Annotated in this window: 14 protein-coding genes and 1 pseudogene; 5 read left to right on the top strand and 10 right to left on the bottom strand. The window is 58.1% G+C overall.

The genetic code is table 11. The features are described from left to right. Positions 1-177: 177 nt before the first annotated feature. Entirely contained in the window at positions 178-606 is a 429-nt protein-coding gene (locus tag RHP74_RS11260; protein WP_311099415.1) for a DUF1801 domain-containing protein, read from the bottom strand. 130 nt (positions 607-736) lie between these two features. Further along, a complete protein-coding gene (locus RHP74_RS11255) occupies positions 737-1672 on the bottom strand; it encodes a Ppx/GppA family phosphatase (protein ID WP_311099413.1) in 936 nt (311 codons plus the stop codon). Positions 1673-1953: 281 nt separating this feature from the next. Between RHP74_RS11255 and RHP74_RS11250 the strand changes: the two genes are divergently transcribed. Then, a complete protein-coding gene (locus RHP74_RS11250) occupies positions 1954-3018 on the top strand; it encodes an alpha/beta fold hydrolase (RefSeq protein WP_042932165.1) in 1065 nt (354 codons plus the stop codon). A 93-nt stretch (positions 3019-3111) separates the two neighbouring features. Here RHP74_RS11250 and RHP74_RS11245 read toward each other — a convergent pair whose 3' ends face one another. The 6 genes from RHP74_RS11245 to RHP74_RS11220 form a co-directional block, all read right to left on the bottom strand. Continuing rightward, positions 3112-3570: a metallophosphoesterase family protein gene (locus tag RHP74_RS11245; RefSeq protein WP_311099411.1), complete on the bottom strand. Its 459-nt coding sequence runs from the start codon at positions 3568-3570 to the stop codon at positions 3112-3114. Positions 3571-3589: 19 nt separating this feature from the next. Next, positions 3590-4180 carry a DUF4157 domain-containing protein gene (locus RHP74_RS11240; protein WP_311099410.1) on the bottom strand — a complete coding sequence of 197 codons (591 nt, stop codon included), beginning with the start codon at positions 4178-4180 and terminating at the stop codon, positions 3590-3592. Between the two features lie 90 nt (positions 4181-4270). After that, positions 4271-4435 (bottom strand): DUF2986 domain-containing protein, encoded by a 165-nt coding sequence (locus tag RHP74_RS11235; RefSeq protein WP_311099408.1) that lies wholly within the window; start codon positions 4433-4435, stop codon positions 4271-4273. Positions 4436-4817: 382 nt separating this feature from the next. Continuing rightward, positions 4818-5807, bottom strand: coding sequence for an MBL fold metallo-hydrolase (locus RHP74_RS11230; RefSeq protein WP_311099406.1), 990 nt, complete (start codon positions 5805-5807; stop codon positions 4818-4820). Positions 5808-6005: 198 nt separating this feature from the next. Beyond that, positions 6006-7004 (bottom strand): acyltransferase, encoded by a 999-nt coding sequence (locus tag RHP74_RS11225; protein WP_145310877.1) that lies wholly within the window; start codon positions 7002-7004, stop codon positions 6006-6008. Between the two features lie 247 nt (positions 7005-7251). Beyond that, positions 7252-7593 (bottom strand): hypothetical protein, encoded by a 342-nt coding sequence (locus RHP74_RS11220; protein WP_010459105.1) that lies wholly within the window; start codon positions 7591-7593, stop codon positions 7252-7254. A gap of 207 nt (positions 7594-7800) precedes the next feature. Here RHP74_RS11220 and RHP74_RS11215 point away from each other — a divergent pair, with 207 nt between their 5' ends. Further along, positions 7801-8049, top strand: coding sequence for a hypothetical protein (locus RHP74_RS11215; RefSeq protein WP_077750078.1), 249 nt, complete (start codon positions 7801-7803; stop codon positions 8047-8049). A gap of 135 nt (positions 8050-8184) precedes the next feature. Here the strand turns inward: RHP74_RS11215 and RHP74_RS11210 are convergent, their stop codons facing one another. Continuing rightward, the gene (locus RHP74_RS11210; protein WP_311099404.1) at positions 8185-8673 is read right to left on the bottom strand and encodes a hypothetical protein; all 489 of its coding nucleotides are present in this window, start codon (positions 8671-8673) and stop codon (positions 8185-8187) included. Between the two features lie 549 nt (positions 8674-9222). Between RHP74_RS11210 and RHP74_RS11205 the strand changes: the two are divergent. Further along, positions 9223-9671: pseudogene (locus tag RHP74_RS11205) on the top strand (hypothetical protein). 313 nt (positions 9672-9984) lie between these two features. Then, positions 9985-11643: an arylsulfatase gene (locus RHP74_RS11200; protein ID WP_311099403.1), complete on the top strand. Its 1659-nt coding sequence runs from the start codon at positions 9985-9987 to the stop codon at positions 11641-11643. 109 nt (positions 11644-11752) lie between these two features. Here the strand turns inward: RHP74_RS11200 and RHP74_RS11195 are convergent, their stop codons facing one another. Next, entirely contained in the window at positions 11753-12547 is a 795-nt protein-coding gene (locus tag RHP74_RS11195; RefSeq protein WP_229801855.1) for a transporter, read from the bottom strand. 219 nt (positions 12548-12766) lie between these two features. Between RHP74_RS11195 and RHP74_RS11190 the strand changes: the two genes are divergently transcribed. Beyond that, entirely contained in the window at positions 12767-14035 is a 1269-nt protein-coding gene (locus tag RHP74_RS11190; RefSeq protein ID WP_311099401.1) for an outer membrane protein transport protein, read from the top strand. The last annotated feature ends 242 nt before the right edge of the window (positions 14036-14277 follow it).

Raw genomic sequence — 14277 nt, 5'->3', positions numbered from 1 at the left:
GTGCAAAACGTGGGGTGGGGGTTCACAGAATGTGGTTTGAGAGGGGTGTAGCCGGAGGTGGTGAAGCAAGATATTCGGACGGTATCTACGGATACCGACGAAGTGCCCTACAAGAGCTTGAGAAGCAAACGAGCACGCGCAATGGGATCATGATGAATACCCCCACCTCCCTTGCTCTCATTTCGCCGTTTTGGCACCCGCGGTTTTTCGCGAACTGTTGAGGACGACGGCGGCAACGATCAACGCCTTCAACGCACTCTCATCAATCTCATCGCCCTCATGCACATCAATCGCCCGTCGGGTATTGCCTTCAAGACTGGCATTGAAAAGTCCCGAAGGATCCTCCAGCGAAGCGCCCTTGGCGAAGGTCATTTTCACGGCGTTCTTGTACGTCTCGCCGGTGCAGATGATGCCCGCGTGTGACCACACTGGAACGCCCCGCCATTTCCATTCCTCGACCACATCGGGGTCGGCGTGCTGGATGATCGTTCGAATCCTGGCGAGCGTTTCGCCCCGCCAGTCACTCAGCTCTTTGATTCTCGCGTCTATCAGCGCAGAGGCGTCTTCGTCCTCTGCGTTCTTTGAGCCGATGGGTTCCTTGTTCATGAGATAACCGCCTCCTTCAGGATGGTTTCGCCCGGTTCATGATAGATGGCGTTCACCCGCCTTTGAGGCGCGCTGACTGACGGCTTGCGTCCCTGACCGTTAATGACTGCAGTCAGTTATCAGAGTCCAGTCAATGCCTGGCCATCAATCCATGTAACACCCCGACCCTTAAACCCGCTTCCGAAGGCGTCATTTGCGACAGGCCAAAGACCTTGAACGCGGCCAGCATGACCACCAGTCCGCCAGGCAAGCTATTCAGGCGATGGGGTTGCAAACCCGCCAGCCTGAGTTGATTGACCTGCCTCGCTTCAAGCAGGCGCAACGACAGGCGCAGCAGGCCGCTGTAGGTGATTCCGTCTTGGTCATCATCGTTCAAGCCGTTGGCCTTGAGGACTTTGGCGAGCATCCGCGCGGTGCCTGAAGAGCCGATGGCCTGCTGCCAACCCAGCGCCCGGTAACGACGTGCGACCTTTTCAAACTGCACCGTGGCGACGCGCTCGGCTTCCAGCAGGCCCTGAGCCGTAATGCAGCCTCCGTGGAAATAACGCGTGCCAAAAGTGCGGCTACCAATGGCAATGCTTTCGGTCAATAGGGGCTGTGCGCCCTGCCCCAGAATCAACTCGGTGGAGCCGCCGCCAATGTCCACCACGAGCCGCATACTCGCGGCACTCGGTGTCGTGTGGGCAACCCCGGCATACACCAGCCGGGCTTCTTCATGCCCGGAGATCACGTCAATCCGAAAACCCAGGTGACGCTCGGCGCTGGTCAAAAACAACTGGGCATTGTCGGCTTCGCGCACCGCGCTGGTCGCCACGGCCCGCACCCGTCCGGCCTCAAAGCCGCGCAGTTTTTTGCCGAATCGCGCGAGCGCCTGCCACCCTCGATCCAACGCCAACTCATCCAGCGCGCCGCCCTGGAATCCTTCCGCCAAACGGACGGGCTCGCGCAGGGTTTTGACTTCCTGGATCACGATCTGCTGGTTGCGTCTGACCGACTGGCCAATCATCAGGCGAAACGCGTTGGAGCCCAGGTCGATGGCCGCAAACAGAGAGGCGTTCCCTTTCATGGTGGGGATTCCTGGCAGATTCATCAGCCCGTGGGCGGGTGCGCTGGGTACTGAAGATGGTTTGTGATGATCCTGCCATGCCTTAGGTGACACCAAGATGACACCGCCCCCCCCTGCGTCGCTGTGTATCACAGTGTGTACGGCTACCCTCTTGATACATGCGTTTTCACCGGGCCTGCGTTTCGACACAGGCCAGATACGTCGCCGCGTTCAAATGTTTTCAAGGTTTCAAGGGGCTCAGCCAGACCCCCTGGCCAACGCCTTGTAACGGAGACATCACCATGAAGATGGCAATGCAGAACAAAACCGGCATGACTCGTCGCCACCTGGTCAGCTCGTCGATCCTGGCATTCGCCCTGTTCGGCGCGCTCGGTGCGGCCCACGCACAAACGAGCGCCACCGTGCAGCCGGCGGCGATCAAGGCCGACGCCGCTCAGGCCACACCCTCCCCGTTCGGCCCGCTGAAGCACATCAAGGCTGGACTGCTGAACGTGGCCTACGCCGAAACAGGCCCGGCTGATGGTCCGGTGGTGATCCTTCTGCACGGCTGGCCGTATGACATTCACAGCTATGACGAAGTCGCCCCGCTGCTTGCGGCGAAGGGCTATCGCGTGCTGATGCCGTATGCGCGTGGTTATGGCGATACGCATTTCCTGTCCGATAAAACCCTTCGCAACGGCCAACCGGCCGCATTGGCCAGTGACGTCATTGATTTCATGGATGCGCTGAAGATCAAACAAGCGGTGCTCGGTGGCTATGACTGGGGCGCACGTTCCGCCGGCATCGTCTCGGCGCTGTGGCCAGAGCGGGTCAAGGCGCTGGTTTCGGTCAGCGGCTACCTGATCGGTAATCAGGCGGCCGGCAAGAACCCGCTGCCACCCAAGGCCGAATTGCAGTGGTGGTACCAGTTTTACTTCGCCACCGACCGTGGTCGTGCCGGGTACGAGAAAAACACTCATGATTTTGCCAAGTTGATCTGGCAACTGGCCTCGCCAAAATGGGCGTTCGATGACGCCACGTTTGACCGCAGCGCCAAGGCCCTGGACAACCCCGACCACGTCGAGATCACCGTCTTCAATTACCGCTGGCGCCTGGGCATGGTCCAGGGCGAGCCTCAATACGAGGCGCTCGAACAGAAACTGGCCACGGCGCCGTCCATCAGCGTGCCGACCATCACCCTTGAAGGCGATGCCAACGGTGCGCCGCACCCAGCCCCCGAGGATTACGCCAAGCGCTTCACCGGCAAATACGAATTCCGGCTGATCAGCGGTGGCATCGGTCACAACTTGCCGCAGGAAGATCCACAGGCGTTCGCCAAGGCGGTGATTGATGCGGATCACCTTTGAGGCCGATCTGAAATAGTCCTTTCACAACGACGGCTCGTTTGATCAACGAGCCGTTTTATGTTGGAAAAAATTCCGCCGACCCAGTTCTGAACATCATTCCAGCAAAGACACCAGACGCGGTTCCAGGGACGTTTCGAACACATCCAGCAGCGCCAGCGTCACCGGCAGCTTGAAACGCCGCCGCCCCGCACTGCCGGGATTGAGGTAAAGCCGGTCGCCACGCCACTCTATCCGTGGCTTGTGCGAATGACCGGTGATCACCAGCTTGATGGCTGAGTCGAGCGCGGCCGGGACATCGGCGATGTCATGCACCAGCAGCGTTTCCCATCCGTCGAGATCAAAACGAAGAAGGTCAGGAAGTTTTTCTGCCCACAGGGCGTCCAGGTCATTATTCCCACGGACAACGTACAGCGCAGCGATAGCCTTGAGTTGATCGAGAATGTCGGCGTTGCCGATGTCACCCGCGTGAATGATCCGCTCACAACCCGCCAGGGCAGCCAGGGCTTCGGCACGGAGCAAGCCGTGAGTATCGGAAATCACACCAACTTTCATGCGCCGCTCCAGATCAGGTTCAAGGATGAGTGACAGCTCCGTCCCGCAACGTCCGCCTGACCTCAGCCTGTATGGCATAAGCCGGCGCCTCTACCGCATTGAAATCTTGTGTATACCGCTGGGCAAATCCTTCTACCCCCCATTCCTGGAACTGCTGCACATGCTTGAGCTCGTGCGCCCAGAGCACGATGTTCTGTTCTGCGGTTTCAGCATCCCGGAAGAGGATGATGTCGATCAGCGTCACAGCACCGACATCGGGGTTTTGCAGCATGGCAGTGGCGGCGTTGAACTGGCCGCTATCGCTGACTTTGTAGCGCGCGGCATCGAGGACGACGGGATCGTACCAGCGCAGCAGTTGCTCCCGGATGTGCGGTGGAATGGGTTGCAGGCCGGTGACGGCGGCGTCGGCGCGGGCTTGGGTCAGCCACAGCGCCAAGGCTGGCGCGGCGATCTGGTAAAGGTCATCCGTCAGTCCCATGTCTGGCAGGCAGATGCAGCCGTCCAGGCACACTTGCTTCTCGCCAGCCGGGCAGGCGCCGGTCTGGGCGAACACTTCAAGCGTCAGGCAAAGAACAACAAGCGCCACCAGGCGCGTGATGATGGGCGGCATTGGACGCTCCAGGGACGGATGCGGCGCTAACAGTGAATCGGCGTGTCGGCAAAACATCGCTGTACACCACAGACCACTGTTTCCTGCAACTCACTCGCTCTCAGAGGACGTGATGGGGTCGAGAGTGGATTCAGCCGCGAGCTTCAATCGATCAGCCTTGCTGATGTATTTAGACTTGCTTGCCGGTGCCAGTTTGGCACTGGCTTTTTTGGCATGCGCCTTTAATAGCTGCTTGATTTTTTTTTGACGATTCATGGTTTTCCACTCGGTGTGTCAGCGCCCGAATGATATCAGCTTAAATGGCCGGACCCGATCCCCGGGGGGCGCACAGGGTGCACAACGCGGAAATAGACAGGTGCTGCTGAACGACCCGCAATGCGCCTGTGATCTGGAGAAGCGCAGTGTTGACCTCTCTCAGAAGGTGAGGGTCGAGCAATGGTGGTTCCGTAGGCTGATAGGCGATGCCGTCGTTCGAGATCGCATCGAGAGACCGTGTGCCCGGCATTGCGCCGTGTTGATACGCCTTGGGCCAGCTTAGTGCTGGCCCGGCAAAGGGTGCGCCCCCCCCCGCCAAGCCGGCTTTTCCCGCACCAGCGGGCGGCCTTGGCCTGAACGGAGATCCGGCTCCGGCGAGCGATCAATAGTCCCAGATGGCCGCGATCCAGCGAAAGGCATCACCGTCGATGGCCACTCGACCAACGGAGGGGAACGGCAGGTGTGTGGCGACAAACAGCTCGCCGCTCGCCGCCGCCTCACGCATCAGGCGAACGCGCACGCGATACGCTTCCTCCGGGTCATGTTCAAAGCCGTTGTGCCATTCAGGGTGCTCGAAGGCGACCGGGAACAGCGCGTCGCCTGCGAACGTCAACCGCTCACCGCCGGAGTTCACGTAGACCACACTGTGCCCCGGAGTGTGGCCGCCGGTCAGCTTGACGACCACGCCCGGTGCCACCTCATATTCGTCTTCGAACGTCTTCAGCTGGTTGTGGAAGGCATCCATGAACTGCTGGGCCGTGGACCGCAAAACGTCGGGCACCGGCGTCGGCATGGTGGTTTGGGTGAAGTCGGGAGTCGCCCAGAAATCGACCTCGGTCGCCGAAACGTGAATTCGCACATCAGGACGCAACCGGTTCTTCACCTCATCGACGAGCAGCCCGCCGATATGGTCCATGTGCATGTGGGTGATCACCACGTCGGTCACCGACGCCAGGTCAATGCCGGCCGACTCCAGACGCTTGGGGAACTGCCCGGCCCGCGGAAAGCCGGGGAATTGCCCACCCAGCCCAGCGTCGACCAGGATGATCTGGTCGCCGCTGCGCAGCACCAGAACGTTGAGCGGCCAATCGAATGCGTCCGGCCCCAGGTATTGATCCTTGAACCAGGCCTCGCGATCGGCGGGGTCGACATTGGTGGACATCGTCGACGTCGGCAGCGGCAGCACCCCATCGCTGATCACCAGTACGTCAATCTCGCCGACTCGCAGGGCATAGCGCGAAGAAACCATCTCTTGCGCCCCCGTTCCGCCGAAATTCGAGGTGGTGTACAAGCTTAAGCCGGAGTCCGGCTGACCGCTCACTGGCTGAGATGCTCCATCCTTTGGGGTGGGGATGTTCAGATGCGTCGTCATGGTTATTCTCCGATTGCCTGACTCAAGGGGTCTTAAGCGAAAGCCACTCTCTCGAGGTGAAAGGGACTGATCGTTCAGGAATCGAGTCTGCATCGCGACGCACCACGCCAGCTACCATACCTGGGTATGGTGAGCTTGCACCTTAGCGTGATCGTTTCATGCAAAAGTGTGGAGACGGGCTCTACGAAGTCACACGCACTAAGCCACCTTTTCGCCGCCTCGCCGTTTACCCACGCTGAACCTCGCGCCCGCCCGAAGCGCATGGCGGAGTTTCAGCGCCGGCCGTTCGATGCTGTAGTACGAAACGCAGCTCAACCCGAACGACAGGATCAGAACGGCGGCAACGATGTGCGCGTCGTAGGCCACGGGCCAGAAAGCACGCAGGAAGTACATCACCACAAAGTGATTCAAAAACACGCCATAGCTGATGTCCCCGAGGAATTCGTCAACCCGGTGAAACTTGAGTTTCGTCAGCACGTACACGGCCGGGATGCCTAAGGCGATGCCCGCCGTCACCTCCGCGTTAAACGGCCGACGCTCAATCAGTCCCGCTTCGATGGCCGCAAACATCAAGGCAGCCACCACGGCAGTGCCGGCAGCGATCGCTAAACCCTTCGCCTGCGGTTTGTACAGGTAGCTGCCGCACAGGAACATGAACAAGACGCCCGGCAACAGGCGATAGCCGTACACATCGGTGTTGAGGAAACCAAGACACGCGGTCATAAATACGGCGACAGACAAGACAAACGCAACGCCCCTCACCTTGTAGATCAACAGGAATGGAATCACCAGGTAGAAACACATCTCCAGCCCCAGAGACCAGGCCGGCGGCAGAATCAGCGGCCCGGCGAGCCCGAACATGTAGAAGCCGAGGGGCACCATCGTGAGGCTCGCCGCGATGTTCCCGAGCGTCAGCTCGGCGGCTTGAGGCGTGCCGGGCAGCAGGCAATAAATCACCGCGCACGATGCCAGGAAGTAGAACAGGAATTGAGGGTAAAGCCTCAAGGCCCTGTCCATGTAGAACAGCCCGATTTTCTGCGGCGCCTTGTAATTGCGCTCAATGAGCGAGGTCATTACAAAGCCGCTGATGATCAGAAAGGAAATCACGGCAACCACGCCAGGGTTAAGCCCCGCGAACGTTTTGCCCATATGAGAAACGGCTACAAGAATAGCCAACAGCAAACGATAAGCGCCCACTTACACTCCTGACGTCCTTGTATTTATGGCGCGTAAACTACGATGCTTTGCGTCCTGAGAACAGGATTATTTCGTGCCGCGGGAACCTGTTTTCATTCATGTGAGATCGACCGGCAATCGATGCCGTATGGCGATTCGAGTTGGCCCTGACAAAAAAAAGCCCCGCGACCGAAAGGCGGTGCGGGGCAAAAAATTGGTTGGTTGCGGCCAACCAAAGGAGCGCTTGAAAAACGTTTACGGGCCGGGGTCAGATGCAATCCTGGGCGGCGCGTCCGAAACTCGACGGCAGGAAGTTCGAGGCCAGCAAGTGCCGCTCGTAGATGAACACCTTGCCGCCACTGCCGGACTTGTAGGCTTCCAGCACGTTGTCCGCAGAGACTTTGCTCGGCACCACGATCCGGTAGCTGCGCTGGGTCTGCGAGACGGTCGGGCTCAACGCACTGCCCTGCAATTTCGGTACGACGCAGTCGGCGTATTGCGCAGGTGTCTTACTGGTCTGCAGGGTCAGCGTCGGGTCGTTCGGCGCAGAGGCGCAACCGGCGAGCAATAAAGAGGCAAACGCCATGGCAGGCACAAATAAAGGGCGCATGGATGTCATCCTGAAAATAAAAAGTCCGGTTCATCGCGTGACGGGTCAGCGTCACGGGCTGTGTTCGATGGGGGCGATTTTCCGGTGATTACTGACAAAGCAGAACTTGTCTTTCGTGATTGTCACTATTACTTCACGCAATAGTTGCGCGCCGTGCAGACTCGTACACACTCAATCACAACCGAAATACATTGATGAGGCCTCTCCTTGAGAACGTTTGACCTGATCCGCGACGCCGTCCTGCCCGAGTTCCGTGACCGGGTGGCCGAGTACTTGATCCAGTACGAAACTGTACTGCTGTGCGAAAACCCGCACGACCGGGAGTTAACCCGTGCCACCGCCAACCAGCTGCGTGGTTATTTGCGCGGGCTGAACACCACGCGGGTGTTGGGCATGGCTGATTGGGAGGAACTGGATCGGCGGGTGGTGGATACGTGGCTAGCGCCCGACCAATGACAGCGGGTCCAGCCACCGGTCTCGGTCGATGAGACGGTTCACCCATTGGTGGATCATCTAGTGGAGTAATTGCGCTACGCCCTGCTGGGTATGTCCAACAGGATCATGGTGGCGAAAATCAAGGCGAACCGGGTTTTAATCGGGACTGAAGCAATAGGCCGCCCTCTTGTTGCCGTCCAGATCACGGGCATAGGCAGCGTAGGCATTCGGTGCCCAGCCACGCGGTCGCGGCAGGCATTCACAGGTACCGCCAGCGGCCAAGGCGGCTGCATGGAACGCGTCGATGGCGGCACGGGGCGGCGCTTCGAAACTGATGGTCACCCCATTACCGACGCTGGCAGGTGCGTCGTTCGCCGATATCAGAACAAAGAAGGACGGTGCGCTCTCGCCCCATATGCACCACTGGCTTGATGAAAGCGTTAACGGCGTAAAAACCGGTCTTTTTTGCCCCATCCAAAGGGCTTTAAGAGCTTGCTGAGCGGTTTTAACTGTTCCTGGAAACGTCACGGACTTGATCAGTTTGCGAAATGTCAGCACGGTCTCCTGGCGTCGATATAGAAAACCAAATCTGACGTTTTTACACACTCTCGGCCAGAAGCTGCCGGTCAAAAGTACAGAAAACAAATCTGTCCCTTTCTTCTTTCTAGCCGGTTGGCTGACCGGATTGCGGGTTACGCGGGATGGTCACGTTGTGGCTGAAGGCCTTCTGGACGCAATTCGACGCAGAGTCCTTCGCAGCCGCCAATTGCCAGCAGGTCTGTTCGATCAGTGAGAAACATTCGCTCCATGGCGGAGCATGCCTGCCTGGAATCAAGCCCGGACGTACTGCTCAGTACCTGAACCACACAGTCCGTGTTGGATCGCCCGCGCTTGCGTGGCGCCGATCCGGGTCAATTTTCATATTGAGCATCATCTGATGGCGTCAGCGCCCTATTTCCGCTTGCCTAAATTGCATGCACTTTAGCGCCAGCGCGGCATCGTGCCGCAACCACCCACCTACTTGCAGGTGCTCAAGCGTGTGAGCATGCGAGCTCACAACGTCTGATTGATAAACCGGGGGGATTCAGGGATTTAACGGGCTATAAAAGTAGACGTTCAAGAACGCACAGCGACGTTATTGAGCTATACCCAATAGTCCCCCCACCGCACTACTTCCAATATTGGAGGTTGGCAATGAAACTCCGTCTCCCCCTATCAGTGCTATTGACTACCGCAAGTCTCTTCGGCTGCACCAGCTCCTCACACCAATCAATGAATCTTCCGTTGGCAGCGACCCATAAAAACCCTGGTCATACCGCCACGACTACATTGACTGGCGAAGGCAATCAAACCAACTTTGACTTCTACATTACCGGCGTTCCAAACGGGACCATCCTGCCGCCGCGCATCTACACCTTCATCAACAAAGGCAGTTGCCAGCAACCCGGGCCAGTCGCGTACGCAATGAACGATAAGGTCAACACGAACCCAATGCAGGCACCGGTGGATGGACCTTTTACAGAAGCGCGCCCATTACAATGCCAGACCTGCTTTCCGGCAAGTACGCCGTTGTCGTGCGTACTTCACCCGAGGATGGCAGCGCCGATATTTTCTGCGGCGATATTGCACACGCGACTCGATGAACCGTCGGTAGTCATTTTTAAGTCGAGTCGCGCTTTGTGGCGATTGTGTTTACCGCGTTCATGGTTGGTATCTAGTCAGTTTGTAATCCTGGCGTTACATACACCAACAAAACACGGCTATCGCCCCGTTCATTTGAAAAAAAACGCACTAGACTCCTTCCTGCGCCTTAACCCGTGCATGGTCATGCCACAGGGGGAAATGATTCTGTACGCAGTACCTAGGCTAATTACTCGGTGGTCAATGCACCATGGGTCAATGTTGATGTGCACCATCACCGGTTGCCAGCACCATGAAACAACGAGGAATCCTGGTATGGAACAGCTATCGGATCGTTTCAAACTATCAATAGTGTTTGCTGCGCTTTTGTCACTGAACGGACTTGCCCATGCGGCTCAGACGGAAAAGACCAATATTCTGTTTATCGTCTCCGACGATACCGGCTATGGCGACCTGGGTCCTTACGGCGGTGGGGTCGGTCGAGGCATGCCGACGCCCAGCATCGATGAGCTGGCGGCGGAAGGGGTCACTTTTTACTCTTTTTATGCCCAGCCAAGCTGCACACCGGGTCGGGCAGCCATGCAAACCGGGCGTATTCCTAATCGTAGCGGCATGACCACCGTGGCCTTCCAGGGCCAGGGCGGTGGCCTGCCAGCAGCCGAGTGGACGCTGGCATCGGTGCTGAAAACCGGTGGCTACGACACCTATTTCACCGGCAAATGGCATTTGGGCGAAGCCGATTATGCGCTACCCAATGCGCAAGGTTATGACGTGATGAAATACGTCGGCCTGTATCACCTCAACGCTTACACCTACGCCGATCCGACCTGGTTCCCGGACATGGACCCGGAAACCCGCGCCATGTTCCAACGGGTGACCAAGGGCGCATTGTCCGGCAAGGCCGGGGAAAAACCGATAGAAGAATTCAAGGTCAACGGCCAGTACGTGGACACGCCTGTCGTGGATGGAAAACCCGGCGTGGTCGGCATTCCGTTCTTTGACAACTATGTCGAAAAAGCTGCCCTGGAGTTTCTCGACACGGCAGCCAAATCGGACAAGCCGTTTTTCATCAACGTCAATTTCATGAAAGTGCACCAGCCGAACATGCCTGCACCGGAGTTCGTGCATAAATCCATGTCTAAGTCCAAGTACGCCGACTCGGTGGTCGAACTCGATACCCACATCGGCCGCATTTTGGACAAGCTCAAGGCACTGGGCCTGGATAAGAACACGCTTGTGGTTTACACCACTGACAACGGTGCCTGGCAGGATGTTTATCCGGACGCCGGCTACACCCCGTTCCGCGGGACCAAGGGCACAGTGCGTGAGGGCGGTAACCGGGTACCCGCCATTGCCGTCTGGCCAGACAAGATCAAGCCCGACACAAAAAACCACGAGCTGCTCGGTGGCCTGGATTTGATGGCGACCTTCGCCTCTGTCGCTGGCGTGAAGCTGCCGGAAAAAGATCGCGAAGGTCAGCCAATCATCTTCGACAGTTACGACATGACCCCTGTACTCACCGGCAGTGGCCCTTCTCCGCGCAAGGAGTGGTTCTACTTCACCGAGAACGAACTGTCCCCGGGTGCGGCGCGTGTCGGAAACTACAAGGCCGTATTCAACCTGCGCGGCGATGATGGCGCGCAAACTGGCGGCCTGGCGGTGGACACTAACCTGGGATGGAAAGGCGCAGAAAAATATGTAGCTACCGTGCCGCAGGTCTTTGACTTGTGGCAAGACCCGCAAGAGCGCTATGACCTGTTCATGAACAACTTTACTGAGCGTACCTGGACGATGGTGCCGATCACAGGCGCGATCATGAAGCTAATGAAAACCTACGTCGATTACCCACCACGCAAACTGCAAAGCATGGGTTATGACGGGCCGATCGAGCTGTCGCAATACCAGAAATTCCAATCCGTGCGTGACACCTTGAAAAAGGAAGGCATCAACCTGCCGATGCCAGCAGGTAACTGATCAGACAGGAGAAACATGGCGGCTTCATCAGAGGTCGCCACTTCGCCATTTTGACGTTTGCGAGCAGCGACCACTCGTGACGCCTACAGATGCATCAGCGGAGCTGGAATCATTTTGGAAACAACAGCGTATACGCCACCCGAAACCCCCAGCCTTGTGCGCCATCTTTCGGACTTTCAGCCCAATACCGAGGGCCCACTTGCAAGCTCATGGGTTGATGACCCACTTTGAACAGCTGGGTCACGAACAGGTTGATTGGCACTGACCATTCGCGGGTTTGCCAGTCGTAGGTGGACTCAGTGTTGATGCCGAAGGTGGTGTAGGTAGGGGTGGTGTAGCTGAAGAACGGTTGCAGGAAGGTCTGGTTGATTTTGTCTTTGTCATCGGGAGGGCTTTGGTCCAGCGACCAAATGTGATTGGCCAGGATACCGCGGGTCCAGCCGTTACTTTGCTTGAGGGCAACCACGGTAGGACCCGCCCCCCACTGCTCACCACTCAACAGCTCATCACTGCCGGTTGGCACCAGGATTACCGGTCCTGCCCCCCAAATCCAGCCGCTCGCGGTCGGGTGTTTGGGTGAAAAAAAGAAGCTCTGGGTCACATCACCGACCCCGGACTTGTCCGCCTGCCCACCCGGTACCAGACCGTGTTGATCGATAACTGGCAGGATGGTTCGGGAAATAAGGTTCCACTCGTCATTGAGGGTGAAGGGCAGCACCGGCTGGATATTGGTGACGCTTTGGTAGCCCTCGCCACTGGGGCCGAGTTTCTGGTTCCAGTTGTACTGAATCGGCACGCTGTACAGCGCAGCAACCGGGTTCAGTGATTGTTTGGCCAGCTCGGCCTGGCTATCGGCAGTTTTGCCGGTATCGGGCCAGATAATTACCAGGGCAATGACAGGCATGAGGTGGACGACTTTGCTCATCAGTAGCTCCTTCTCGATAACGAGAATATGCACTACCACTGCGGTGTACCGCCTCGATGCGAAGCGACCCGGAGAGCTTAGTTCAGGTTTTCTCGACTAGTATCAATTCGACTTGAGAAGGCGCGTGGGACGCCTGCTGTTACTCCATGGACATGTGTGCGTGCGCTACGTTAATTCGATAATGGATAGAGGTTAACCATGCCAACCAAAACCACTGCCCTGCCTGCTTGTACGCTCCTCGCGCTGTGCTGCCAGCAAGCCTGGGCCGGCGGCATCATGCTCTACGAAATCGGCACCGATAACGCTGGCCTGGCCAACGCCGGTGCCGCCGCCCGGGCCCAAGGCCCAGCGACCATCGCCAGTAACCCGGCGGGTATGAGTTACCTGCCGGGCACGCAGATCACCGGCGGCTTGCAAGTGCTGTATGGCGACCTGAGCTTCGATCGCGACGCCGGCAGCAATGTGGCCGGCAGCGGCAGTGGCAATGCCCTCGAACCGATCCCCGGTGGCAGTTTCTTCATCAGCCATGAACTGGATGAACATTGGAGCGTCGGCTTCGGCCAGTACGGCGACTTCGGCTTGGCGGTCAACTACGACAACGATTGGTCCGGCCGCTACTTCGCGCAGAACTCCAGCCTGCTGGGTCTGTCCCTGGTGCCCAGCGTGGCGTATCGCTTCAACGAGCAATGGTCGGTGGGCGTTGGCGTCAAGGCCATGTACGGCATGTTGCAGGCGCAAACCGCCATCGACCGCTCTCCCTTCGGTTTCACCGATCGCGCTGACGGTCAGTACAAGTACAAGGATGGTGCCTGGGGTTATGGCGCCAACGTCGGGGTGATCTATGCCCCGCAATCCGGCACCCGCATTGGCCTGGCCTACACCAGCAAAGTCGACCTGGACTTCGAAGACCGGCTGGATGTAAAAGGCGACGGCCGTTTGCTGGAACGCATCAGCGACACCAACACCAAACTCGACACCACCGTGCCGCAGACCGTGACCCTCAGCCTGTTCCAGCAACTGGACCGGCAATGGGCCTTGCTGGCCTCGGCCAACTGGCAGGACTGGTCGGAATTCGGTGAGATCGGCGTACAGGTCGACACCACGGCGTTTGGCGCGCAGTCGAAATCGGTCGATGCCAGTTTCAAGGACACCTGGCACCTGTCCCTTGGCGCGCAGTACCAGGCCACCGAGCAATGGCTGTGGAATGTCGGCGTGGCCTACGACAGCAGCGCTGTCTCCGATAGCAAACGCAGCGTGATCGTACCTATGGGCGAGTCCTGGCGCATCGCCACAGGCGCCACCTATGCTCTGAACCAAGACACCGACATCAACGTCAGTTGGGCCATGGTCTGGCTCGGCGACATGCCGGTGGACCAGACCAAGTCGATCTCGGGCAACCGAGTCTCCGGTCAGTTCGACGATGCCTGGATTCAAGCCCTGACCGGCAACATGACGTGGCGTTTCTGAAGTTCCGCTATCGAAAAATGATGACTCAATCCATGAATCGCATTTTGAGCCCTAAATTCCTCTGTAGAGGCAGACATGAATGTTTGCAATGGGTCGGTTGCTGCCCTTCGCGACAGGCTGTAATCGGTCATAAGCAGTCAGTGGACAGACTGGTTGTAACCTGATTGCCGCGTTGCACCATCGTTGTCGACCAACCGGACTGGGGGCAGTAGCACCGTTTTACTCGTTATCGGTAATTGCCT

The organism is Pseudomonas sp. SG20052 (assembly GCF_031766055.1).
Classification (GTDB): domain Bacteria; phylum Pseudomonadota; class Gammaproteobacteria; order Pseudomonadales; family Pseudomonadaceae; genus Aquipseudomonas; species Aquipseudomonas mandelii.
The sequence above is the reverse complement of the archived record's forward strand: the minus strand, read 5'-3'. Positions and strand labels throughout refer to the sequence as shown.

What these genes read in the sequence shown, in the direction of transcription:
- RHP74_RS11240 (WP_311099410.1), bottom strand. Translation starts at nt 4,180, where the DNA reads ATGCCGCCCATCATCACGCGCCTGGTGGCGCTTGTTGTTCTTTGCCTG.
- RHP74_RS11260 (WP_311099415.1), bottom strand. Translation starts at nt 606, where the DNA reads ATGAACAAGGAACCCATCGGCTCAAAGAACGCAGAGGACGAAGACGCC.
- RHP74_RS11230 (WP_311099406.1), bottom strand. Translation starts at nt 5,807, where the DNA reads ATGACGACGCATCTGAACATCCCCACCCCAAAGGATGGAGCATCTCAG.
- RHP74_RS11220 (WP_010459105.1), bottom strand. Translation starts at nt 7,593, where the DNA reads ATGCGCCCTTTATTTGTGCCTGCCATGGCGTTTGCCTCTTTATTGCTC.
- RHP74_RS11190 (WP_311099401.1), top strand. Translation starts at nt 12,767, where the DNA reads ATGCCAACCAAAACCACTGCCCTGCCTGCTTGTACGCTCCTCGCGCTG.
- RHP74_RS11235 (WP_311099408.1), bottom strand. Translation starts at nt 4,435, where the DNA reads ATGAATCGTCAAAAAAAAATCAAGCAGCTATTAAAGGCGCATGCCAAA.
- RHP74_RS11195 (WP_229801855.1), bottom strand. Translation starts at nt 12,547, where the DNA reads ATGCCTGTCATTGCCCTGGTAATTATCTGGCCCGATACCGGCAAAACT.
- RHP74_RS11200 (WP_311099403.1), top strand. Translation starts at nt 9,985, where the DNA reads ATGGAACAGCTATCGGATCGTTTCAAACTATCAATAGTGTTTGCTGCG.
- RHP74_RS11245 (WP_311099411.1), bottom strand. Translation starts at nt 3,570, where the DNA reads ATGAAAGTTGGTGTGATTTCCGATACTCACGGCTTGCTCCGTGCCGAA.
- RHP74_RS11250 (WP_042932165.1), top strand. Translation starts at nt 1,954, where the DNA reads ATGAAGATGGCAATGCAGAACAAAACCGGCATGACTCGTCGCCACCTG.
- RHP74_RS11255 (WP_311099413.1), bottom strand. Translation starts at nt 1,672, where the DNA reads ATGAAAGGGAACGCCTCTCTGTTTGCGGCCATCGACCTGGGCTCCAAC.